At 73.4% G+C, this 22,168-nt stretch carries 19 protein-coding genes and 1 pseudogene; 8 read left to right on the top strand and 12 right to left on the bottom strand.

Annotated features, from left to right (window positions below):
• Positions 1-175 precede the first annotated feature (175 nt).
• The 4 genes and pseudogenes from ACH4UK_RS31420 to ACH4UK_RS31405 form a co-directional block, all read right to left on the bottom strand.
• The gene (locus tag ACH4UK_RS31420) at positions 176-1,321 is read right to left on the bottom strand and encodes an XdhC family protein (protein ID WP_398361759.1); all 1,146 of its coding nucleotides are present in this window, start codon (positions 1,319-1,321) and stop codon (positions 176-178) included.
• Entirely contained in the window at positions 1,314-3,485 is a 2,172-nt protein-coding gene (locus ACH4UK_RS31415) for a xanthine dehydrogenase family protein molybdopterin-binding subunit (protein ID WP_398361757.1), read from the bottom strand. The genes ACH4UK_RS31420 and ACH4UK_RS31415 overlap by 8 nt, the downstream gene beginning before the upstream one ends.
• A pseudogene (locus ACH4UK_RS31410) lies at positions 3,482-4,463 on the bottom strand (FAD binding domain-containing protein). Before ACH4UK_RS31410 ends, ACH4UK_RS31415 begins: the two are co-directional and overlap by 4 nt.
• Positions 4,460-5,035, bottom strand: coding sequence for a (2Fe-2S)-binding protein (locus ACH4UK_RS31405; RefSeq protein ID WP_398361756.1), 576 nt, complete (start codon positions 5,033-5,035; stop codon positions 4,460-4,462). The pseudogene ACH4UK_RS31410 and the gene ACH4UK_RS31405 overlap by 4 nt, the downstream one beginning before the upstream one ends.
• Before the next feature lie 178 nt (positions 5,036-5,213).
• Here ACH4UK_RS31405 and ACH4UK_RS31400 point away from each other — a divergent pair, with 178 nt between their 5' ends.
• Positions 5,214-5,795, top strand: coding sequence for a TetR/AcrR family transcriptional regulator (locus ACH4UK_RS31400; RefSeq protein ID WP_398361754.1), 582 nt, complete (start codon positions 5,214-5,216; stop codon positions 5,793-5,795).
• Between the two features lie 108 nt (positions 5,796-5,903).
• On the top strand, positions 5,904-7,007 hold the full coding sequence (locus ACH4UK_RS31395; RefSeq protein ID WP_398361753.1) for a hypothetical protein: 1,104 nt from the start codon (positions 5,904-5,906) through the stop codon (positions 7,005-7,007).
• A gap of 72 nt (positions 7,008-7,079) precedes the next feature.
• Here ACH4UK_RS31395 and ACH4UK_RS31390 read toward each other — a convergent pair whose 3' ends face one another.
• Together ACH4UK_RS31390 and ACH4UK_RS31385 are read right to left on the bottom strand one after the other, a co-directional pair.
• Positions 7,080-8,681, bottom strand: a complete 1,602-nt coding sequence (locus ACH4UK_RS31390) for a hypothetical protein (RefSeq protein ID WP_398361751.1) — start codon at positions 8,679-8,681, stop codon at positions 7,080-7,082.
• Positions 8,678-9,325 carry an ATP-binding cassette domain-containing protein gene (locus ACH4UK_RS31385; protein ID WP_398361749.1) on the bottom strand — a complete coding sequence of 216 codons (648 nt, stop codon included), beginning with the start codon at positions 9,323-9,325 and terminating at the stop codon, positions 8,678-8,680. The genes ACH4UK_RS31390 and ACH4UK_RS31385 overlap by 4 nt, the downstream gene beginning before the upstream one ends.
• A gap of 245 nt (positions 9,326-9,570) precedes the next feature.
• Here ACH4UK_RS31385 and ACH4UK_RS31380 point away from each other — a divergent pair, with 245 nt between their 5' ends.
• A complete protein-coding gene (locus ACH4UK_RS31380; RefSeq protein WP_398361748.1) occupies positions 9,571-11,367 on the top strand; it encodes a cytochrome c biogenesis protein DipZ in 1,797 nt (598 codons plus the stop codon).
• Here ACH4UK_RS31380 and ACH4UK_RS31375 read toward each other — a convergent pair.
• Positions 11,346-12,881: an aromatic amino acid ammonia-lyase gene (locus ACH4UK_RS31375; RefSeq protein ID WP_398361746.1), complete on the bottom strand. Its 1,536-nt coding sequence runs from the start codon at positions 12,879-12,881 to the stop codon at positions 11,346-11,348. The two genes, ACH4UK_RS31380 and ACH4UK_RS31375, sit on opposite strands and share 22 nt — an antisense overlap.
• A gap of 127 nt (positions 12,882-13,008) precedes the next feature.
• Between ACH4UK_RS31375 and ACH4UK_RS31370 the strand changes: the two genes are divergently transcribed.
• From ACH4UK_RS31370 to ACH4UK_RS31350, 5 genes are all read left to right on the top strand, one after another.
• The gene (locus ACH4UK_RS31370; protein ID WP_398361744.1) at positions 13,009-14,082 is read left to right on the top strand and encodes an ABC transporter ATP-binding protein; all 1,074 of its coding nucleotides are present in this window, start codon (positions 13,009-13,011) and stop codon (positions 14,080-14,082) included.
• Positions 14,079-14,729 (top strand): ABC transporter permease, encoded by a 651-nt coding sequence (locus ACH4UK_RS31365; protein WP_398361742.1) that lies wholly within the window; start codon positions 14,079-14,081, stop codon positions 14,727-14,729. Before ACH4UK_RS31370 ends, ACH4UK_RS31365 begins: the two co-directional genes overlap by 4 nt.
• 4 nt (positions 14,730-14,733) lie before the next feature.
• Positions 14,734-15,411, top strand: coding sequence for an ABC transporter permease (locus ACH4UK_RS31360; RefSeq protein ID WP_398361740.1), 678 nt, complete (start codon positions 14,734-14,736; stop codon positions 15,409-15,411).
• Between the two features lie 11 nt (positions 15,412-15,422).
• The gene (locus ACH4UK_RS31355) at positions 15,423-16,355 is read left to right on the top strand and encodes an ABC transporter substrate-binding protein (protein ID WP_398361739.1); all 933 of its coding nucleotides are present in this window, start codon (positions 15,423-15,425) and stop codon (positions 16,353-16,355) included.
• Positions 16,356-16,425: 70 nt separating this feature from the next.
• Positions 16,426-17,835, top strand: coding sequence for a purine-cytosine permease family protein (locus ACH4UK_RS31350; RefSeq protein WP_398361737.1), 1,410 nt, complete (start codon positions 16,426-16,428; stop codon positions 17,833-17,835).
• Positions 17,836-17,844: 9 nt separating this feature from the next.
• Here the strand turns inward: ACH4UK_RS31350 and ACH4UK_RS31345 are convergent, their stop codons facing one another.
• Genes ACH4UK_RS31345 through ACH4UK_RS31325 form a run of 5 tightly spaced genes read right to left on the bottom strand, consistent with a single transcriptional unit; the run spans position 17,845 to position 21,971 of the window.
• A complete protein-coding gene (locus ACH4UK_RS31345; RefSeq protein WP_398361736.1) occupies positions 17,845-18,408 on the bottom strand; it encodes a hypothetical protein in 564 nt (187 codons plus the stop codon).
• Positions 18,405-19,787: a hypothetical protein gene (locus tag ACH4UK_RS31340; RefSeq protein WP_398361735.1), complete on the bottom strand. Its 1,383-nt coding sequence runs from the start codon at positions 19,785-19,787 to the stop codon at positions 18,405-18,407. The genes ACH4UK_RS31345 and ACH4UK_RS31340 overlap by 4 nt, the downstream gene beginning before the upstream one ends.
• Positions 19,784-20,617 (bottom strand): ABC transporter ATP-binding protein, encoded by an 834-nt coding sequence (locus tag ACH4UK_RS31335; RefSeq protein ID WP_398361733.1) that lies wholly within the window; start codon positions 20,615-20,617, stop codon positions 19,784-19,786. Before ACH4UK_RS31335 ends, ACH4UK_RS31340 begins: the two co-directional genes overlap by 4 nt.
• Positions 20,614-21,414, bottom strand: a complete 801-nt coding sequence (locus ACH4UK_RS31330) for a zf-HC2 domain-containing protein (RefSeq protein ID WP_398361732.1) — start codon at positions 21,412-21,414, stop codon at positions 20,614-20,616. Before ACH4UK_RS31330 ends, ACH4UK_RS31335 begins: the two co-directional genes overlap by 4 nt.
• Positions 21,411-21,971, bottom strand: coding sequence for an RNA polymerase sigma factor (locus ACH4UK_RS31325; protein WP_398361730.1), 561 nt, complete (start codon positions 21,969-21,971; stop codon positions 21,411-21,413). Before ACH4UK_RS31325 ends, ACH4UK_RS31330 begins: the two co-directional genes overlap by 4 nt.
• Positions 21,972-22,168 lie beyond the last annotated feature (197 nt).

The raw sequence follows: 22,168 nt of genomic DNA, 5'->3' as shown, positions 1-22,168 counted from the left end.
GCCGTCATGGAGTGACCCCGAACGGCCCCGCCAAACGTGTACCCGGCCGATCGCCGGGCTCCGAGGTGCACAGGCTCCTCGACGAGGACGTGGAGCCCTCCTACCGAGTATTCCTCGCAAAGGGGGCATGCGCGCCACGGAGCGCCCTCCGGCGTCGCCCGAACCGCTGCGGGCCTCACCGCGTACTGACGGCCCACGGCTCCCGGTGGGACGCCCGGTGGATGGGCGCCGCGCCGCCGGTCAGCGGCCGGCCCGTGCCGCCGCGCCGGGCCGCGACGATCTCCGCCGCGATGGACAGCGCGGTCTCCTCGGGCGTACGGGCTCCGAGGTCCAGGCCGATGGGCGAGCGCAGCCGGTCCAGCTCGGGGTCGCTCAGGCCCGCCTCGCGCAGCCGCCGCGTCCGTTCCTCGTGGGTCCGGCGCGAGCCCATCGCGCCGACGAACGCGGCGGGCATCCGCAGCGCCTCCACGAGCAGCGGCACGTCGAACCGGGCCTCGTGCGTGAGCACGCACAGGACGGTGCGCCCGTCGGTGGGGGTGCGCCGCAGATAGCGGTGGGGCCAGTCGACGACGACCTCGTCGGCCTCGGGAAACCGGGCCCGGGTGGCGAAGACGGGCCGGGCGTCGCACACCGTCACGTGATGGCCGAGGAACTTCCCGGCCCGCACCAGCGCCGCGGCGAAGTCGACCGCACCGAAGACGATCATGCGGGGCGGCTCCACGCTGCTCTCGACGAGCAGGGTGAGCCCGCCGGGGCAGTGCGACCCGTCGTCGGAGAGCGAGACGGTGCCGGTCCGGCCGGCCTCCAGCAGGGCCGAGGCCTCGGCCGCCGCCGTACGGTCCAGCTCCGGGTGACCCCCGAGACCGCCCTCGTGGCTGCCGTCGGCGCGGACGAGCAGGGACCGCCCCAGGAAGCCGTCCGGGCCGCGCACCACCCGGGCGAGGGCCGCCGCCCCGCCCGATACGGCGGCGTACAGCGCGGCCCGCAGCACCTCCCGCTCCGGCGAGTCGGCCCGGACCGGCGTGATCATGATGTCGATGACCCCGCCGCAGGTCAGCCCGACGGCGAAGGCGTCCTCGTCGCTGTAGCCGAACTGTTCGCGCACGGTCACGCCGTCCTGGAGGGCCTGCGCGCACAGTTCGTAGACCGCGCCCTCCACACAGCCGCCGGAGACCGAGCCGATCGCCGTGCCCTCGCTGTCGACTGCGAGGGCGGCACCGGGCCCGCGCGGCGCGCTGCCGCCGACGGAGACGACGGTGCCGACGGCGAACTCCCGGCCCTCCTCCATCCATCGGCTCAGCTCGCCGGCGATGTCAAGCATCCACGGCTCCCCCGCCCGCCGGAGCCGCGTCGGCGGAGTCCGGCGTCGACGCCGCGAGAACCCGGTCGGGGCGGATCGGCAGGTCGCGGTGGCGTACACCGGTGGCGTGCCAGACCGCGTTGGCGACGGCGGCCGCCGCGCCCACGATGCCGATCTCCCCGACGCCCTTGATGCCGACCGGGTCGTCCGGGTCGTGGTCGTCCACCCAGTCCGCCTCGATGTCCGGCACGTCGGCGTGTGTGGCCACGTGGTAGCCGGCGAGATCGGGGGCGTAGTGGCCGCCGTTGTTCCGGTCGCGGACCGCCTCCTCGTGCAGGGCCATCGAGATGCCCCAGGTCATCCCGCCGACGAGCTGGTTGCGGGCGGTGAGCGGATTGACGATCCGGCCCGCCGCGAAGATGCCCAGCATGCGGCGGACCCGAACCTCGCCGGTGGCGACGTCGACGGCGACCTCGGCGAACTGGGCTCCGAAGGAGTGCCGTTCCTTCTGCGCCAGGGCGCCGAGGGCCTCGGTGGTGTCGGACCGCACGGTGATCCCCTCCGGGGGGATCACCGTGGTCACCGCGAGCCGCTCCCGCAGTTCGGCGGCCGCCGCCGTGACGGCCCAGGCCCAGGAGCGGGTGCCCATCGAGCCGCCGGCGATCATCGCGGGGCCGAAGTCGCTGTCCCCGATGCGGACCCGGACGTGTTCGGGTGCGGTCTCCAGCGCGTCGGCGGCGATCAGGGTGAGCGCGGTGCGGGCTCCGGTGCCGATGTCGGCCGCGGCGATCCGTACGGTGAAGGAACCGTCCGCCTCCGCCGTGACCAGGGCGGTGGACGGGGCGGCCCCCGCGCCGAAGGAGGCAGCGGCCGTGCCGGTGCCCAGCAGCCAGCGTCCGTCGCGGCGCGTGCCGGGGCGCGGGTCGCGGTCCGCCCAGCCGAACCTGCGCGCGCCTTCACGGAAGCAGGCCGCGAGGTTGTGGCTGCTGAACGGGAGCCCCGAGACGGGCCCGACGTCCGGCTCGTTGCGCAGGCGCAGCTCGATCGGGTCGACGCCGCTGCGCTCGGCGAGTTCGTCGAGGGCCGCCTCGATCGCGAACGACCCCGGGGCCTCCCCCGGTGCGCGCATCCAGGTCGGGGACGGCACGTCGAGCCGGACGACGTGGTTGGCGGTGCGGTGGGCGTCGGCGTCGTACAGCACCCGGGCGACGCCCGCGCTGGGCTCGACGAACTCGTACACCGTCGAGGTCTGGTTCAGCGAGCGGTGCTCCAGGGCCAGCAGTCGGCCGTCGGGAGCCGCGCCGAGCCGGATCCGCTGGGCGGTGGGGCTGCGGTAGCCGCCCAGCGAGAAGGTCTGACGCCGGGTCAGCACCACGCGTACGGGGCGTTGCAGGGCGGTGGCGGCCATCACGGCGGACACCTGGTGGGCGCGCAGGCCCTTGCTGCCGAAGCCACCGCCGATGTGCTCGGAGCGCACCCGCACCGCGGAGGCGTCGAGCGAGAACATCGTGGCCAGCTCGCTCTGGACCCAGCCGGCGCCCTGGTTGGAGTCGACGACCTCCAGCCGGCCGCCGTCCCACCGGGCGGTCGCCGCGTGCGGCTCCATCATGCTGTGCTGTTCTTCGGGGGTGGTGTACCGCGCGTCCACCACGAAGGCGGAGGCGGCCAGTCGCGCTTCCAGGTCGCCCTTCTCCGTCTCGGCCGGCATATGGCCGGCGGCGGGGTAGGCGCCGGGGTGGTCGGCGGCGAGCACGGTGTCGTGCGGCTCCTGGTCGTACGTCACCACGAGCGCTTCGGCGGCCTCCCGGGCCTCCTCGGGGGTCTCGGCGACGACCAGGGCGACCGGCCAGCCGGCGAACGGCACCTGGTCGTTCTGGAAGACGGCGCAGGTCGGGTCCGGCGGGGTGCCGAGCATCCCGATGTAGTCGGTGTTCAGGCGGGGGGCGTTGCCGTGGTGCAGCACCGTGAGCACGCCCGGCAGGTCCAGGACCGGGGCGGTCTCCACCGAACGGATCCGGCCGCGGGTGACGGTGGACAGCACGAGCCAGCCGTGGGCCAGACCGGCGAAGGGGATCTCGCCGGCGTAACGCGCGGCGCCGGTGACCTTGTCGCGGCCCTCCACGCGGGTGTGGGCGACGCCGACGGCCCCGCGCACGGCCGGGGGTCCGGGCGTGGTGGTCGTCATCGGGCGTCCTCCTCGGCGAGTTCGGTCAGGACGGAGACCGCGAGGTTGCGCATGAGGGTCACCTTGTATCCGTTGTCGGGCAGCGGCCAGTTCGGCGTCGGCGGCGGCGGCGAAGGTCGCGCCGTCGGCGGGTGCGCCGATCAGGACGGCTTCCGCCGCGCGGGCGCGCCAGGGCCGGGAGGCGACGGCCCCGAAGGCGAGGCGCGCGTCCCGTACGCGTCCGTCCTCGATGTCGAGCGCCGCGGCCACGGAGCCGATGGCGAAGGCGTACGAGGCGCGTTCGCGCACCTTGCGGTAGCGGGAGCGGGCGGCGACCGGGGCGGGCTCCAGGCTGACATGGGTGATCAGCGCGCCGGGCGGCAGGGCCGTCTCCCGGTGCGGGGTGTCGCCGACGGGGAGGTAGAAGTCGGTGATCGGCCTCTCGCCGGGCCCCTCGGCGCTCTCGTAGGAGACGACGGCGTCGAACGCCGTCAGGGCCACGCCCATGTCGGAGGGGTGCACGGCCACGCAGTGGTCGGAGGCGCCGAGGACGGCGTGGTTGTGGTTCTCGCCGTCGACGGCGGGGCAGCCGCTGCCCGGGGTCCGCTTGTTGCAGGGCTTGCTCACGTCGGTGAAGTAGCCGCAGCGGGTGCGCTGGAGGAGGTTGCCGCCGACGGTGGCCATGTTGCGCAGCTGGCCGGAGGCGCCGGCCAGCACGGCCTGGGCCAACGCCGGGTAGTGACGGCGCACTTCGGGGTGGGCGGCGAGGTCGCTGTTGGTGACGGTCGCGCCGATGCGCAGCCCGCCGTCGGCCGTGGGTTCGATGTGGTCCAGGGGGAGGTCACGGACGTCGACGAGCCGGGCGGGCCGCTCCACGCCGGACTTCATCAGGTCGACGAGGTTGGTGCCGCCGCCGAGGAACCGCGCGTCCGGGTCGGCGGCGAGCAGGGCGAGGGCGCCGGTGACGTCGTGGGCGCGCTGATAGCCGAACTCCTTCATGCGACGACCTCCTTCGGGGCCTTCGCCCGGTCCTCGGCGTGGGCCTCGGCGGCCCTGGCGACGGCCTGGACGATCGAGACGTAGGCGCCGCAGCGGCACAGGTTGCCGCTCATCCGCTCGCGGATCTCTTCGGGTGTCAGCGGTGGCGGCCCCGCATCGGGGCCACCGCCGGTGACGGCGCTCGGCCAGCCGGCCGCGTGTTCCTCGATGACGGCGATGGCCGAGCAGATCTGGCCCGGTGTGCAGTAGCCGCACTGGTAGCCGTCGAGGTCGAGGAAGGCCTGTTGGACCGGGTGGAGCTCGTCGCCGTCGGCGACGCCTTCGATGGTGGTGATCTCGCGGCCCTCGGCCGCGACGGCGAGGCTGAGGCAGGAGACAGCGCGCCGCCGGTCGACCAGGACGGTGCACGCGCCGCACTGTCCCTGGTCGCAGCCCTTCTTGGTGCCGGTGAGATCGAGGCGCTCGCGCAGCGCGTCGAGCAGGGTGGTGCGGTGGTCGACGGACAGGTGGTGCTTCTCGCCGTTGATGTTCAGGGTGATCGCACTGGACGTCGACGAGGTCGCTGGGGCCATGATCAGCCTTCTCTGGTGTCTGATGACGAGGAACCGGGGGCGTCGGCCGGTGACCGGCGGCCCCGGTCGGCGGTAAGGTAGCCCTAACCGGACCGTTGTCCGCTTACTGGAAAAACGTAACGGACAGCTGTCCGGTTAACAAGGACGCGTTTCGGCCACGCACCCCCGAGGAGGATCCGTGTCCCAGCCGAAGAAGGACTCCCCCCTGCGTTCGGACGCGCAGCGCAACCGCGAGCGCATCCTGCGGGTGGCCATGGTCGAGCTGACCCTGCGCGCGGACGCCCCGCTGAGCGCGATCGCCAAGAAGGCGGGCGTCGGGCAGGGCACCTTCTACCGCAACTTCCCCCACCGCGAGGCGCTCGTCCTGGAGGTCTACCGCTTCGAGATGCAGCAGGTCGCCGACGCGGCGTGCGCGTTGCTGGAGACCCACCCGCCCGAGCGGGCCCTGCGCGAGTGGATGGACCGTCTCGCCCGCTTCGCTATGACGAAGGCCGGTCTGGCCGATGCGATCCGGCTGGTCACCAGCGCGCCGGGCGGACCCGCCAAGCCCGGCCCCACACCGGTCATGGAAGCGGCCGGAATCCTGCTCCGCACCTGCGAGGAGGCCGGCGCCATCCGCCCCGGGGTGACTCCGGACGACTTCTTCCTGGCCATCGCCGGGCTCTGGCAGATCGATCCGCACGAGGACTGGGAGCCGAGAGCCGGCCGGCTCCTGGACTTCGTCATGGACGGGCTGCGCGCGGGAGCTCCCGGCCCGTGACCCGGCCGCCCGACCGCCGACGGTGTCGGCGGGCCATGTGATGATGCCCCGTACGGCGCTCGGACCTGGGGAGGGACCGGCGCGCAACCAGGGGACGGGAGCAGTGGGTTGAGCCAGGGTGGGGCGTCCATACCGGACGAGGAGTGGGAGCGTTTCCTCAAGGAGGCCGAGGCCGGAAGCCCGGGTGCGCCCGAGGAACCGTCGGCGCGGGCCCGGATGGTGACGCGGCGGATCCAGGAGGAGCCAGGACCGCCGCAGGGGTGGCGGACCTACACGCCGGACCGGCCGCGGCGCGGCCGGGGCTGGTACGCGATCGGCCTGGCGGTCGTCGTCGTGCTGCTGGTCGCGGTGGCCGTCGCCCCCGGCCGGATCGTCGGCTGGTTCGACGGCGGGGAGGGGACGGACACCTCCCCCCTCGCCGCGGAGTCGGAGCGTCCGGGCCGGCCGCCCGCGCGGGAGGCGGCGGACCGACCGCCCACCCCGGACAGGCCGTTCGCCGGATCACCGGCGGCGCGCTGGGGCGACGGCGCGGCGGGTATCCACCTGCCCGCGGCGCAGGCGACCGGCTGGATGAGCAAGGCGGAGGTGGACAAGGCGCTGGACCGGACCCGGGACTTCCTCGTCGCGTCCAGTCTCGACCCCGCCGTGCTGCGCGGCGAGCGGCCCGAGAAGGCCCTGGCGCTCATCAACCCGCACCAGTCGGATGTCCAGGACTTCCTCGGGAAGGCGTTCCGCGCGCCCGACCGGGAGAACGACCCCCTCCTGCTGTTCAGCCGCTTCCGGCCCGCCGACGTGCGGCCGGTCGGGGACGTGGTCAAGACCCGCGGCCGGGTCACGTTCCGGGAGGGCAAGCGCGGCGCGGTGGAGATCTCCACCGACGTCACCTACGTCTACCCGCTCGTGCGCGCAGCGGAGGGCAGCGACGAGGTCGCGCGCACCATCCTGCGCCGCGAGGTGGTGGTGAGCTGGGACGACCCGGCGAAGATCGTGATCGAGCCGGGGACGTTCTCCCTCGTCTCCTACAAGGTGGACGCCACCAACGGCGGTTGCGACTCCTACACCGGCTATCTGACCCCCGCGTTCCTCGCCGACCGCACCACCTCCGAGGGGGGCGACGGCCCCGAGGTCGACCCCTACGACCGGAGCACGTCGATGGAGGAACGCATGCGGGAAAGCGACGCCGAGGGCTGCGGAACCGCCACCCGCTCCTGAGGGGAACGGGGTCGCGCTCGGCGCGGGAGCGTTCGGAGGGCGTTCACGGGGGAGGCGTTCGCAGGGGCTCGTTCACGGGGAAGCGCCGTGAACGGGCCCGGGTGCGCGCCGCTCCCCCCGGCGAAGACGGGAGAGCAGCCCCCGGTGCGCCCATCCGGTCCGGCGCAGCCCCGCGAGGACGCAGCAGGCGGCCAGGCAGACCGCCGCTGCCGCGCCGGGCGCGGTGGGGACGGCGTTCATCACGGCGACCCCGGTCACCACGACGACGATTCCGTCGAACTGCCAGGCCAGGACCCGCAGTCCGGACAGATCGCCGAAGGGCGTGATGACCGGGAGCAGCAGTTCGAGCGGCAGATGCAGCTTCATCTCCCGCAGGAACCGGGCGCCGAGCACCAGCACCACCGATCCGGCGACGAGCAGGACCGTGCTCCCCGCCCGGCCGTCGGGGAGGGGCCACCGGAGCAGGGCCACCGCGCCGCCGCCCAGACAGGTTCCGGCGGTCACGGCGACGACGGGCCAGGCCAGGGTCCGGGCGGGCAGCCCGCCCCATCGCCCGCCGAACAGCGGGGCCAGAGTCAGCTCGTCGCGCAGACCGCGCCAGGTCTCCCCCACCCACCCGGACCCCAGATACACCGCGACCGCACCGGCCGCCCACCACCACTCCGGTCCGCCTCCTGATCCGGCGACCCCGTGGGTCAGCGAGGCGCCGCCGGCCGGCAGGAGCGTCACGGCCGCGGCGGCGCGGCCGGGCGTGCGCAGCGCCCGCACCGCCCCTTGGGCGAGATACCCGCGCAGGAGTCCGTCGGTGCGGAGCAGGGCGGAGGTGAAGCCGCGCGGCTCCGGCCGGTACAGGTCGAGTGCGTGGTGGAGCGTGCCCGTCCACGCGTACGCCTGGGCCTGGGAGGCGCGCGCCGACTCCCGTGCGAGCCGGGCGAGGTCGATCGCGGGCAGTGCGCGGAACGCCGGCGGTCCGAGAGCCGCTGCCAGGACCGCCGGGAGGAGGGCGGCGAGCCCGTGACCGAAGCGGCCGTCGGGGGCCGCACCGCCCAGCGCGGCGACGACGAGGGCGAAGACGCCGACGGCACCGGCGAGCAGGAGGTTGTCCCGTACCGGCCGGACCTGGCCCCACAACCAGGCCGCCGCCGCGACGGCGCTGACCCCGGCCAGGACCGCGAGACCCGGCAGTGCGGTGCCGGGGCGGTCGAACAGGTCGGTCGCGAGGTAGGCCGCCGAGCCGAGCGACAGCAGCGTGGCGGTGCCCGCGTACGCCAGTCGACGCCGGGCGATCGTCCCGAGGTAGTGGGCGGGCGAGAGATCCGTGGACACCAGCACGTGCAGCAGGAACGGCTGGACCACCAGCGGCCCCCAGAACCGGCCGGCGAGTTGGCCGCCCCAGCACACGGCCGTCGCGAGCGCGCAGACCAGGGGCACGGCCCCGGCCGGGAGGCTCGCGGAGGACACGGAGAACGGCGCCGTCGAGGTGCTCCGGGCGTGGATGACCGGCACCAGGAAGAAGACGGTGAACAGCGCGACGAGATAGGCCGGGTACGCACGGCCCCGCACCGTGGCCCGGCCGCCGCGCCGGGCGTAGCCCCTGTGTACGGCCTGCACGCGGGCGCGCGCGTCGGAGGCGGCGGCCGCGGGCGCGTCGGCGGCGGGGCGCGTCGTGGTCACAGCCGCACGCGGCCGTCCCGCACGGCCACCAGCGCCTCCTCGTGCGTGGCCACCAGGAAGGCGGTGCCCTCCTCGGCCCGCTCGGTGAGCAGGGCGGCCACCAGGGCGACGCGGTCGCTGTCGAGGTGCCGTTCGGGTTCGTCGAGCAGGACGACGTCGGCGGGGCGGACCAGCGTCAGGGCCAGTCCGAAGAGCTGGAGCTGTCCGGACGAGACCTGATGGGGGAACCGCTCGCCCAGCGGGGCCAGTCCCAGCCGGTCGATGATCCGCCCGGCGCGTTCCGCGGTGTCCGGGGAGTTGCCGTACCAGGAGGCGGCGACCAGGGTCACCTGCTCGCGCAGCGTCATGTCCCGGGCGTACGGGATCGGGTCGACGAGCGACGCGACGAGGCGGCGGTGCAGGGGTTTGGCCAGGTCGACGGGGTCCCCGAGCACCGAGCACGAGCCGGCCGTCAGGGTCCGGCCGCCCAGGAAGGCGCGCAGCAGCGTCGTCTTGCCCGAGCCGTTGCCGCCCGTGACACACCAGAATTGGCCCGGCATCACCGAGAACGTCGTGGGCGCGAGCAGGGTGGTGTCGCCCAGTACGACCGTCGCGCCGTCCGCCGCGATGGCGGGAACCACCGTCGTCTCCCCCTCAGGAATCACCGTCGTCTCCCCTCAGGACCACCGTCGTCTCCCCCAGGAACCACCGTCGTTTGCCGACGCGCACCGGGCCGGTCTCCTCGCCGCGTACGCTACGCGCCGCCCCGCCGGGCCGCGTGCCCCGGGTCGTCGCGGGGCCGCGCACCGGGTCGGCGCCCTCCCCGCCACCAATCCGGTGTACGCCCGGCGCCGAATACGGGGTGAGGGCCGCGGAGACTGCCGCTCTCTCCCGTGAGAGGCGGTACGTCATGATCACGCTGATGCTGATCGGGCTGCTGGGAGGGCTGATCACCGCGGTGTCGCCCTGCATCCTGCCCGTGCTGCCGGTGGTGTTCCTGGCGGGCGGCGCGGGGCAGGGCAAGGACGCGGGCAAGCCGGTCCGGGCCCCGGGCGGGGCCGCAGGCGGTGCGGGCGGTGGGGCCGGGCGCGGCGGGGTGGCGACCGCTCCCGCCCCGGACGCCCCCGCACGCGCGCCGCGCAACCGGCGTCCCTACGCCGTGGTCGCGGGCCTCGTGGTCAGCTTCGCCTTCTTCACCCTGCTGGGCGTGACGATCATCTCCGCCCTCGGTCTGCCGCAGGACATCCTGCGGTACGTGGGCCTGGGACTGCTCGTCCTCATCGGCCTGGGTCTGATCTTCCCGCCCGTCGAACGGCTGTTGGAGAAGCCGTTCGCCCGTATCCCGCAGCGCCAGGTGAACAAGGAGGGCAGCGCCTTCGTCCTCGGTCTGGGCCTCGGCCTGCTGTACGTGCCGTGCGCGGGCCCGGTGCTCGCCGCGATCACCATCGCGGGCGCCCGGGGCGAGATCAGCTCCGACATCGTGGTGCTGACCCTGTCGTTCGCCGTCGGCACCGCCGTGCCCCTGCTCGTGTTCGCCCTGGCCGGGCGCAGGGTCGCCGACCGGGTCGCCGCGTTCCGCAGGCGTGCCCGGGGGCTGCGGATCGCCGCCGGCTCCCTGATGATCGTCCTCGCGCTGGCGCTGGCCCTCGACGTCACCGCCGCCATCCAGCGGTCGCTGCCCGACTACACCTCCGGTGTCCAGCGGAAGATCGAGGACAGCGACGCCGCCCGGCAGCAGCTGTCCGGTCTCTACGACAACTCCAACAAGGAACTCTCCCGGTGCGAGGACGGCGCCGACGAACTGCGCTCGTGCGGGAAGGCCCCGGCGCTGGAGGGCATCGACTCCTGGTTCAACACCCCGGGCGACCGCCCCGTCGACCTGAAGAGCCTGCGCGGCAAGGTCACGCTGATCGACTTCTGGACGTACTCCTGCATCAACTGCCAGCGCGCGGTGCCGCATATCCGTGACTGGGAGAAGGCCTACCGGGATGCCGGGCTGCGCGTCATCGGGGTGCACTCCCCCGAGTTCGCCTTCGAGAAGAAGCGGGGCAATGTCGTCGCCGGCGCCGAGAAGCTCGGGGTGGACTGGCCCGTCGCCCTCGACAACGACCTCACCACCTGGGACAACTACCGCAACCGCTTCTGGCCGGCGAAGTATCTGATCGACGCCGAAGGCACCGTCCGGTACTTCAAGTTCGGCGAGGGGCAGTACGACCGGACCGAGAACATGATCCGTGAGCTGCTCCGGCAGGCGGATCCCACCGTCGTCCTGCCCAAGCCCACGGGCCGGGCCATGGACGATCTGACCGCCGGACGGACGCCCGAGACCTATCTGAGCAACCTGCGCATCCGTGGCTACGTCGGCACCCCCCTGGTGGACGACCGGGCCACCGCCTACCGCTTCCCCAAGGGCACGCTGCCGCTCAACAAGCTGTCGCTGGACGGCACATGGACGGCCGGCTACGAGCAGTTCACGGCGGGTCGCGACGCCCGTCTCGCCTTCGCCTACCGGGCGAAGAACGCCAACCTCGTCCTCGCCGGCACCGGAAAGGTGACCGTCCTCGTGAACGGCGAGGTCACCCGGACCATCCGGGTGAGCGGATCGCCGACGCTGTACCGCCTCACCGACGACGAGGACTCCCGTACCGCACGTCTCGAACTGCGCGTGGACGAAGGCCTCCAGGCCTATGTGTTCACCTTCGGGTGATCCTCCCGGCCCGAGACGTCCCACAGTTCGGCGAACCGGTCGAGCAGCCCGGCGGCCGCCGCCACATCGTCGGTCAACGGCCGGTCGGCCGCCTCCGCGTCGAGCACCGAGGCCGCGAGTTCGAAGGCCCGGCCGACGGGCAGCTCCGGGTCGAGCCGCAGCTCGCGCTGGCGCAACGCCCTGACGGCCGCGACGAGTTCACAGCCCACGACGAGCCGGAACGCCTCGCACACCCGCAAGGTCTGGCGCGCCGCCAGGGACGCGAAGCTGGCCTGTTCCTCGACGCCCCGCGAGAGCACCGCATGGCCGAGCGAGGCGGGCGCGGAGAAGGCCCGCAGGTCGCCGAGAGCCGCACCGGCCGCGTATTCGAGGATCATCACGCCCGAGGAGGCCGGCTCGCCGTCCGCGAGGAACGGGCGCAGCCGGGTGAAGCCCGGTTCGTTCAGGGTGGAGAGGCGCGAGGTGGACAGGCGGGCCACCTGGGTCACGGCGAGCCGGAAGTGGTCCAGGGACAGGGCGAGTTGGGCGAGGTAGAAGCCGCCGTGGTGGTAGGCGGCCATGTCCTCGGCCGAGATCAGCGGGTTCTCGGCCGCCGCGTTGATCTCGACCGCGAGGACCTCTTCGAGCGCGTCCGCAGCGTCGTGCGCGGGCCCGTGGATCTGCGGCACACAGCGGAAGCCGTACGGGTCCTGGATCCGGCCGAGCGGCGGCGTGGGGCGGTCGGGGGCGCCGAGCAACAGCCGCATCCGGTGCGCGACCGCGTTCGATCCGGCGTGCCGCCGCGCCTCGTGCACGGGCAGCGCGTAGGCCTCGTAGCTGCCGTCGATCGCCATCAGGGACAGCGCCGCCACCACCTGCGTGGCCGCGATGAGGGCGCGCAGTTCGTGCAGGGCCAGCGCGGACTGGCCGAGGGTGAGGGCGTTGCTGCTGATCAGGGCGAGGGCGTCGTTGTTGTCGAGGGGCTGCGGTGCGGGGGCTGTTCCCGCGCCCTGCCAGGGGTGTTCGCCCGCCAGCGCGAGGCCCATCTGCGCGAGCGCGGCGATGTCGCCGGTGCCGACCGAACCGAATTCGTTGACCTTCGGGTAGGCGCCGGTCTCCAGGGCCTCGCACAGGGCGGTGACGACGGTCGGCCGCAGGCCGGCGCCGCCGGCGAGGAGCTGGTTGGCGCGGACGGCGAGCATGGCGCGGACCTGCCGGGCGGGGAGTTCCTCGCCGATCGCTCCGGCGTGGCTGCGCAGCAGGCGCAGGCCGTGGTCGGCGGCCGCGTCGGTGGGCACGGACTCATTCCGGTTGGCGCCGACGCCGGTGGAGCGGCCGTAGACGCGACCCCACGAGGCGATTTCCCGCGCGGCGTTCCACGAGTCCTCCACCCGCTTCATGCCGTCGGTCGCCGGGACGGGCCTGGCGGCGGATTCGGCCATGCGTACGACATCTGCGACCATCAGTCGGCGGCCGTCGAGGACGACGATCGCACTGTTGTCTCCGGCCACCCTGTCCGCGATATGAGACGACATCAGTAGCAATTCCTCCTCTATCAGGCGCTCCGTCTTGTCCTGCGGCCACTCGTTACCAGGGATTTACGCCTGAGCGGCGACGACCTATTGACAACCTATTCAGTCACCGAGAACTCTGCATGATGATATGCAGCCGGGCAAGGGACTCCTCATGATCCAATTCGACAAGGCCCACAAGCGCTTCCCGAACGGCACGACCGCGGTGCACGACCTCACGCTCGACCTGCCGGAAGGGGGCGTGACCGTCCTCGTCGGATCCTCCGGTTGCGGCAAGACGACCACGCTCCGCATGATCAACCGGATGGTCGAGCCGACCTCCGGAACGATCAAGGTGGGCGGCAAGGACGTCCTGGAGCAGGACGCCGCCGAGCTGCGCCGCTCCATCGGCTACGTCATCCAGCAGTCGGGGCTCTTCCCGCACCGCACCGTCCTGGACAACATCGCGACCGTACCGCTGCTGCTCGGCTGGGGCCGCAGGAAGGCGCGGGCGCGGGCGGCGGAACTCCTGGAGACGGTCGGCCTCGCCGCGGACGCCGGGAAGCGCTACCCCCACCAGCTCTCCGGCGGCCAGCAGCAGCGCGTCGGCGTGGCCCGCGCGCTCGCCGCGGATCCGCCGGTCCTCCTGATGGACGAGCCCTTCGGCGCCGTCGACCCCGTGGTGCGCACCCAGCTCCAGGACGAACTGCTGCGCCTCCAGAAGGAGTTGAGCAAGACCATCGTCTTCGTCACGCACGACATCGACGAGGCCGTACGGCTCGGGGACCAGATAGCCGTCTTCCGCACCGGCGGCCATCTCGTCCAGTGCGCGGCCCCCGCCGAACTCCTGGCCCGCCCCGCGAACGCGTTCGTCGCGGACTTCCTGGGCGCGGAGCGCGGCCTGAAGCTGCTGTCCCTGACGACGCTCACCGAGGTCGCCCAGGGCCCCGCCCCCGAAGGCGCCCGCTGGCAGCTGACCCTCGACGCCGCCCGCAGGCCGCTGGCCTGGCGCGACAGCGAGAGCAAGGGCGACGCCGAGATACCCGTCCGGCCCCTGCGCGACACCGACTCGCTGCTCTCCGCGCTCAACGAGTCGATCGCCGCGCCGAGCGGTCTGATCGCCCGGGTCGACGCGGACGGCGTCCTCACCGGCGTCTCCTCCCGCGAGGACATCCACGACCGCGCGGGCGAGGTCCACAGCGCGGCGAGCACGGTGGCCGCGTGAGCGTCGACTGGTCGTGGATAGCCGACCACACCGACGATCTCACCACCCTGACGCTCTCCCACCTGCAGGCCGCGCTCAGCGCCGTACTTCTCGGACTGCTCGTCTCGCTCCCCCTGGCCGTGCTGGCGCACCGGGTGCGCAGGCTGCGCGGACTCCTCCTCGCCCTGTCGAACGTCCTGTTCACCATTCCGTCCATCGCGGTCTTCGTGCTCCTCCTGCCGGTCAGCGGGCTCACCCGCACCACCACGGTCATCGGCCTGACGATCTACACGCTCGTGGTGCTCCTGCGGAACACCGTCGAGGGCCTGGACTCCGTCCCCGCCCGGACGAAGGAAGCCGCCAAGGCGATGGGCAGCCGGCCGCTGCGCACCCTGCTCACCGTCGAACTGCCCCTCGCCCTCCCCGTGATCATGGCGGGCGTGCGGATCGCGACGGTGATGGCGATCTCCCTGGTCTCGGTGGCCACGTACATCGGCGACGGCGGACTCGGGCAGCTCTTCACCGACGGGTTCCAGCGCAACTTCCCCACCCCCGTCATCGTCGGGGTCGTCCTGACGCTGCTCCTCGCGCTCGTCGCGGACGCCCTGCTCGTCACCCTCCAGTACGTCCTGACGCCGTGGACCCGCCGGCAGAAGCAGGGGGCCTGACCTCATGTACGAACTCCTCGAAGGCCTCGGCTCCTGGCTGGTCAGCGGTGAGCAGTGGACCGGCCCCGACGGCATCGGACACCGGCTCGCCGAGCACCTCCAGTACTCCCTGCTCGCCACGCTCGTCGCCGCCGCCATCGCCCTGCCGGTCGGCCTGCTCATCGGGCACACCGGGCGCGGCGCCTTCATCGCCATCAACCTGTCCAGCTTCGGGCGGGCGCTGCCCACGGTCGGGCTCGTCGTGCTGGTGTTCCTCGCCAGCGGGCTGTCCATGTGGCCGGTCTACATCGCCCTCGTGGCGCTGGCGGTCCCGTCCATCGTCACCAACACCTACGCCGGGATGACCGCGGTCGACCCCGAGGTGCGGGACGCGGCGCGCGGCCAGGGCATGCGCTGGCACCAGGTCCTCTTCCAGGTCGAACTGCCCCTCGCGCTGCCCCTGATCATGACCGGGCTCCGGCTCGCGCTCATCCAGGTCGTCGCGACGGCCACCATCGCCGCGTACGTCTCCTTCGGCGGGCTCGGCCGGTACGTCTTCGACGGGCTCGCCCAGCGCGACCTCGTGCAGGTACTCGGCGGCGCCGTGCTCGTGGCGGTCGTCGCCGTCGTCCTCGATCTCGCGCTCTCCGCACTCCAGCGCGTCCTTTTCCGCCACCGCCCCGCCACGCAGGCCCAGGCCTAGGAGCACGCACCATGAACCGCAGAAATCTCCTCGGCGGCCTCTTCGCCGCCGCGACCGTTCCCGCGCTCGCCTCCTGCAGCGGCGGCATCACCTCGCTCGACGGCGGGGGGTCCGGCGGCGGGGGCGGCGGCTCCAGCGAGGGCGGCGTCACCATCGGCACCGCCAACTTCACCGAGAACCAGGTCCTGGGACATCTCTACGCCGCGGCCCTCGAAGCGGCCGGGGTGAAGACCACGGTCCGCCCCAACCTGGGCACCCGCGAGATCCTCATCCCCGCGCTCAAGGGCGGCGACATCGATCTGCTGCCCGAGTACCAGGGCGCGCTGCTGCACTACCTCGACGAGAAGGCCACGGCCACGGAGGAGGGCACGATGCAGAACGCGCTCGCGATGCTCCTGCCGCGCGGCCTGCAGATCCTGCCGTACGGCGAGGCGGAGAACGCCGACGCCTTCGCCGTCACCCGGGAGACCGCCGAGAAGTACGGCCTCAAGTCCCTGGCCGACCTCGCCCGGCACAACGGCAGGCTGGTCATCGGCGCGGCCCCCGAGGTCAAGAAGCGCACGGTGGGCTCGGTGGGCCTCAAGGACGTGTACGGCGTGGAGTTCAAGGAGTTCAAGTCCCTCGACTCCTCGGGCCCGTTGGTCAAGGGAGCCCTGAAGAAGGGCGATGTGGACGTGGCGAACCTCTTCACCACCGACACCGACATCGCCGCCGAGGGCTGGGTCGTCCTCACCGACCCCAAGAACCTGATCCCCGGCCAGCACGTCGTCCCGCTCATCGCCGACCGCAAGGCCGACTCGACGGTCCGCAAGGCGCTCGCCCGCCTCGGGGCCGTGCTGACGACGAAGGACCTCACCGAGCTCAACCGCCTGGTGGACAAGGACCGCGAGGACCCCGAGGACGTCGCGTACGACTGGGCGGCGAAGCACGGCATCAAGAAGTAGCCGCACCCGGACCGGGGCGACCCGGACCGGGCGGCAGCACGACCCCACCGAGAGAGGCAGGAGCCGAGTCATGGCAGCCGAGGAACTGGTGGAGCGCCGCTCCATCGACATCGTCCCGGACGACGAACGGCACGGGACGGCGTTCAGTCAGTTCACCCTCTGGCTCGGCGCCAACCTCCAGATCACCGCGGTGGTCACGGGCGCGCTCGCCGTCGTCTCCGGGGGCGACGTGGTGTGGTCGGTCGTCGGCCTGCTGCTGGGCAATCTGCTCGGCGGGGCCGTCATGGCCCTGCACTCCGCGCAGGGCCCGAAGCTGGGCCTGCCCCAGATGATCCAGTCCCGGGCCCAGTTCGGGGTGAAGGGCGCGGTCGTCCCGCTCCTGCTGGTCATCCTGATGTACGTGGGATTCTTCGCGAGCGGCAGCGTCCTGGCCGGCCAGGCGACCGCCCGGCTGATGCACACGAACGACACCGCCGGCATCGTCGTCTTCGCGGTCGTCACGGCCCTCATGGCGGCGATCGGCTACCGCGTGATCCATGTCCTGGGACGGGTGGCGAGCGTGGTCTGCGCGCTGGCCTTCGTCTATCTGGGCATCCGCCTGCTGGACCGCGTGGACCTCTCCGCGCTGCTCGGCGACGCGCACTTCGACCTGCCGATGTTCCTGCTGGCGGTGTCGCTCTCGGCGTCCTGGCAGCTCGCCTTCGGGCCGTACGTCGCGGACTACTCGCGCTATCTGCCGCGTACGACGTCGGGGCGGTCCACGTTCTGGTGGACGCTGTCCGGGTCGGCCATCGGCTCGCAGTGGTCGATGACCTTCGGGGTGCTCGTGGCGGCGACCGCCGGGGAGGCGTTCCTCGCGAACCAGGTCGGATACGTGGTCGGCCTCGGCGGCGCGGGGCTGATCGCGTCGTTCCTGTACTTCGTGATCGCGCTGGGCAAGCTGACCATCAATGTGCTCAACACCTACGGCGGCTTCATGTCGATGGTGACGAGCATCAGCGGATTCCGCGGGCAGCGGACCCTGTCGCCGCGCGGCCGGGCCGCGTACATCGGGCTCATCATGGTGGCGGGGACGGTGCTGGCGCTGCTCGGCAAGGACAGCTTCCTGACGTCGTTCAAGGACTTCCTGCTGTTCCTGCTGACGTTCTTCACCCCGTGGTCGGCGATCAACCTGGTCGACTACTACCTGATCTCGCGGGAGCGGTACGACATCCCCGCGCTCTTCGACCCCGAAGGCCGCTACGGCGCCTGGCGCTGGGATGCCCTCACCGTCTACGCCATCGGCGTCCTCGCCCAACTGCCTTTCCTCGTCACGCACTTCTACACGGGCCCGCTGGCGGATCCGCTGGGCGGCGCGGACATCTCCTGGATCGTGGGCCTCCTGGTCCCGGCGGTCCTGTACGGGCTGCTGGCCCGCCGGGACACCCGGCACATTCCCCGGGAGACGCTGTACGCCCCCGCGGCACCGCGCGAGCACTGACCCGGGCGGTCACCTCCGGGGGCCGACCGCAGCGTAGGCGGCGGTGCCGACGGCCAGCAGCACGGCGGCGGTCCAGGCCGCGGGAACGGCGTCGGGCGGGGCCAGCAGCCAGCCGCGGACGCCGCCGGGGTCGGGCGGCGCGAAGAGGGTGACGGCCGGCCAGCCGACGACCGGCGCCCAGGCGTACGCCGCACCGAGCAGGACGGCCCCGAGCGCCACGAGACCGGCCAGCCCGGCCGCGTCCCGGAGCAGGAAGGCCGCCGTCACCGGCACCCCCACGACCGACTGCACCGCCAGCAGCACGAGCGCGACGGCGGCGGCGATCAGCAGCACGTGCGCCGCCCTGAGCGGGGCCCAGCGGATCGCCGCCGTCCGGTCGAGGGAGGCGTCCTGGCCGCCGAGTCCGGGGGCCGCCGCCGCCACCGCGGAGGCTGCGGCCAGGACGGTCAGCCGCGGGTCGGCGGCGCCGTCGCCCGCCGCGGCCGCTCCGAACAGCGCCGCCGACGCGAGGAGCGCTCCGGTCGTGGCCGGAACCCGGCGCGAGCGCGCGTACAGCACGAGCCCGTTCGTCACCGCGCTCCCCCGGCCAGTTCCTCGGCCCAGGTGAACTCGCAGCCCAGGGCGGCCCTGCGCACCTCGACGGCCCGGTCCCGCTGCTGCCGCGGGGTCAGCGCGGAGAACTCCTTCCAGGCCTTCCGCATCGAGGTGCGGTAGGCCTCGGGATCGTACGAGTCGACCTCGATCGGCCGGAACGATCCGAGCGCCCAGCTCGCCAGCACGCTCTGCACCACGAGGACCCCGTCGCCGCCGAACTCCCGTGAGCTGACGGCCCGGCAGCTCGGCGCCAGTCCCTCCCCGACCAGCCGGCGCAGCAGTTGGTCGCCCGTCGCCCCGCCGATCTGCGGGTCCTCGAAGTTCACGAGCACCCGGGCGGGGGCGAGCCCGCGGTCCTCGCCGACGGCGCGGAGCTCGGTCTCCTCCCGCAGCTGCCGGGGGGCCGCCTCGCCGAGCGCGGTGCTCAGGACCTCCAGCGCCCGCTTGCCGGACGGGGCGAGGGCGTCCAGCCGGTGGCGGTGCACCTCGGTGACGCACACCGGTCCCTCGCACACCTGGGCCGCGGCCGCCGGGTCGATGCGGTAGCTGCCGCGTGCGTCGCCCGGCAGCACCAGCAGCGCCAGAGCGGCTCCGGCGAGCACGGGCGCCACGGCGATCAGCCGGCCCCGCCGGCGCCGGGCGCTCAGCAGCGCGAACCCGGTGGCCAGCAGGCCGAGGAACCACAGGGCCTGGCCCAGGTGCACAGCGCCGGTGAGGGTCAGCAGCACCTGGCGCGGCTCGGCGACCGCCGGCGAGAGCTGTGAGAACAGGTGTGATCCGACGCGTGCGGTGGGCAGTTCGCCGTCGCCGTGCTGCATCAGCAGCACGTTCGCCACGAGGAAGAGCACCGCCAGCACGGGAGGGGTCAGCGGCGAGGGCAGGGCCCGTGCCACGCCCATGCCGAATACCGCCGCGGCCACCAGGGCGAGCAGGGCGACGGCCGAGATCGGCAGCCAGCCCAGGTGGGTGTACGAGGCCGGCCCGAACGCCACCTGGACGCCGCCGCACAGCAGCAGCACCCCGAATCCGGCGACCAGGGCCAGGGCGATCGCCGCGGCCGGTGTCGCCGCGCGCTGCCATCCGGGTCGCGCGGTGGCGGCCAGCAGCTCCGGCATCCGGGAGCGGTGGTCGCGCAGCCCGTACAGGGCCCCGATCCCCACGGCCACGGGCCACAGGTAGGCGAGCAGCACCCGGGTCCACAGGGCCAGCGAGGTCCACTGGTCGGTCCAGCGCACCGTGCCGTCCCACCAGCTTCCGTCGATGCCGTAGAGGAACGCGAACCCGGCGGCCGGGACGGTGAGTCCGGCCCACAGGGCGGCGGAGCGGAGGAGTTCGGTGCGCAGGACGCGGAGGTTCACCAGCTGCCCTTTCCCTGGTCGGTGCCGGACAGCAGGGCGGAGTAGCCGCGTTCCAGTGGGCTGTCGCCCGGCTGGTCGGCGCTCCCGGCGGCGGCCAGTGCGTCGGGGGTGCCCTGGAAGAGGAGGCGGCCCCGGTCGAAGAGCACCACGTCGGTGCAGGCCGCGGCGACGTCCTCGACGAGATGGGTGGAGACCAGCACGCAGCTCTCCCGGCCGAGTTCCTGCAGGAGCGCGCGGAACTGGAGGCGTTGCGCCGGGTCGAGGCCGACGGTCGGTTCGTCGAGCAGCAGCACCGCGGGGTCGTTGACGATGGCCTGGGCGATGCCGACGCGCCGCACCATTCCGCCGGAGAGCGCCTTCATCCGGCTCTCGGCCCGGTCCGCGAGTCCCACCCGTTCCACGGCGCGCTGCACGGCGCCGGGGATGTCCCGCGCGGGCATCTCCTTGAGCCAGGCCAGGTAGGTGACGAACTCGCGGACGGTGAAGCGCTTGTAGTAGCCGAACTCCTGCGGCAGATAGCCGATACGGCGGCGCAGTTCGCGGTGGTGGCCGTGGTCGCGGACCGAGCGGCCGAACAGTTCGAGGTCTCCCCCGGTGGGCCGCAGCACGGTGGCGAGGGCCCGGATGAGGGTGGTCTTGCCCGCGCCGTTGGGGCCGAGCAGGCCATGGGTTCCGGTGCCCAGGGCGAGGTCGAGGCCGTCGACGGCGCGCCGGTCGCGGCCCACCTCGACGGTGAGGCCGGTGGCGTGGATCTCGTGGGCGTAGGTGCGTGGCGCGGTGTCGAGCGCGCCGGTCGGGACGGTCATCGGTTGCTCCTTGCGGGGGGTCATCGCAGGTTCGTGGGGGTGGCGTAGGCGCGGCGGCGTGCCAGGACGACGCCGACCGCGGCGGCGAGCGCCAGGGCCCAGAGCGGGAGGTGTTCGGGCTGGAGGAGGAAGAGGCGCCCCAGGGCCGCGGCCGGGGCGAGGACCACCACGGTCCACAGCACGCCGAGGGCTGCGGTGGCGCGGCCGACGCCGATGACGCTGCCGAGCGCCAGCGCCGTCGCGGTGAGGGCGAGGGAGGGCAGCAGCCACTGGGCGAGGGCGACGCCCGTCAGGAGCCCGGCGACCAGGTGGACCGGGAGGAGGACGGTGAGCACGGTCAGGGTGCGCCGCAGCAGCAGGGACAGGCCCGCGCGGGGGGTGACGGCGGTCAGTTCGAACGCCGGGTCCAGGCCGCGCGACCAGGCCGCGGCGACTCCGGCGAGCGGCAGCACCGGCGCCAGCAGCAGGACGGGCGGTGCGCCTCGGGTCCAGCCCGCGGTGCGGTCCAGCAGCACCGCGACGACGCTCACGCCGATGACCATGGCCAGCCAGGGACCCATCACCGGGGTGGCCCAGGCCGTCGGCCGGCGACGGCCGCGCGGGGCGGGCGTCGAACGGTTCAGGGCCGGTTCCAGTCCACTGCGGACGGCGGTCAGCAGGTCGGTGACGGCGGGCACGCCGGCCGCGGCGGCGGCCAGTCGGCCGCGGCAGCCGGCGCACCGCTCCAGGTGGGCCTCCACGGCCCACAGTTCGTCGGCGGGCAGGTCGTCGCCGCGCGCGTAGCTGCTGACCAGCGGGTCGGACGGATGCTCGGCGCTCATGCCAGTGCCCTTCTCATCGCGATACGGGCCCGGCGGGCCCGGGTCTTGACGGTGCCTTCGGGGAGGTCGAGCAGGACGGAGGTCTCCCGGACCGAGAGGCCGTCGAGCACCAGTGCCTGGAGCACCTGCCGCAGCTCCGGGGCGAGGGTCCGCAGGGCGTCCCCGACCTCCCCGCCGACGGCGGCGGCCAGCGCCTCGTCCTCGGCGGCCGGGGCGGTGGCGCGTCCGGCGGCGGCGACGGGCGGTTCGGCGTGGTGGGCGCGGCGGCGGAAGGCGTCGACGAGGCGGCGGGCCGCGATCGTCCAGAGCCACCCCGCGGCGCTCCCGCCGACGGCGCTGCCGACGAAGGCCCCGGCGGCGCGCCAGACGGCGAGATAGGTCTCCTGCATGACCTCGGCGACGATCTGCTCGTCGGCGCACCGGCGTCGCAGCCGTACCGCCAGCCAGGGCGACGTACGCCGGTACAGCTCGTCGAAGGCGGTGCGGTCTCCGTCGGCGACCAGGCGGAGGAGATGTTCTTCGGTCGGCTCCGCGGGCCGCTTCTTGCGTAGTCTCACACCGGCCAGACGCGGAGCGGGCCCCGCAGGTTCTCCCGCCGGAGTGGTCTGCGTCACACCGGCGCCGGCCGTCTTCGCGGCCCGCACTGCGCAAGGTCTGCCCGTGGTGCGGGCGTTGACAGGACCCCGGTCCGCCGAGATCCTGCTGAGAGCGCTCTTCTATCGATGTAAAGCAGCCGTGGAAGAGCGCGACGGTC

The organism is Streptomyces sp. NPDC020884, assembly GCF_044333935.1.
Lineage (GTDB): Bacteria > Actinomycetota > Actinomycetes > Streptomycetales > Streptomycetaceae > Streptomyces.
Note: the sequence above shows the minus strand (reverse complement) of the source record. Positions and strands in the feature narration are given on the sequence as shown.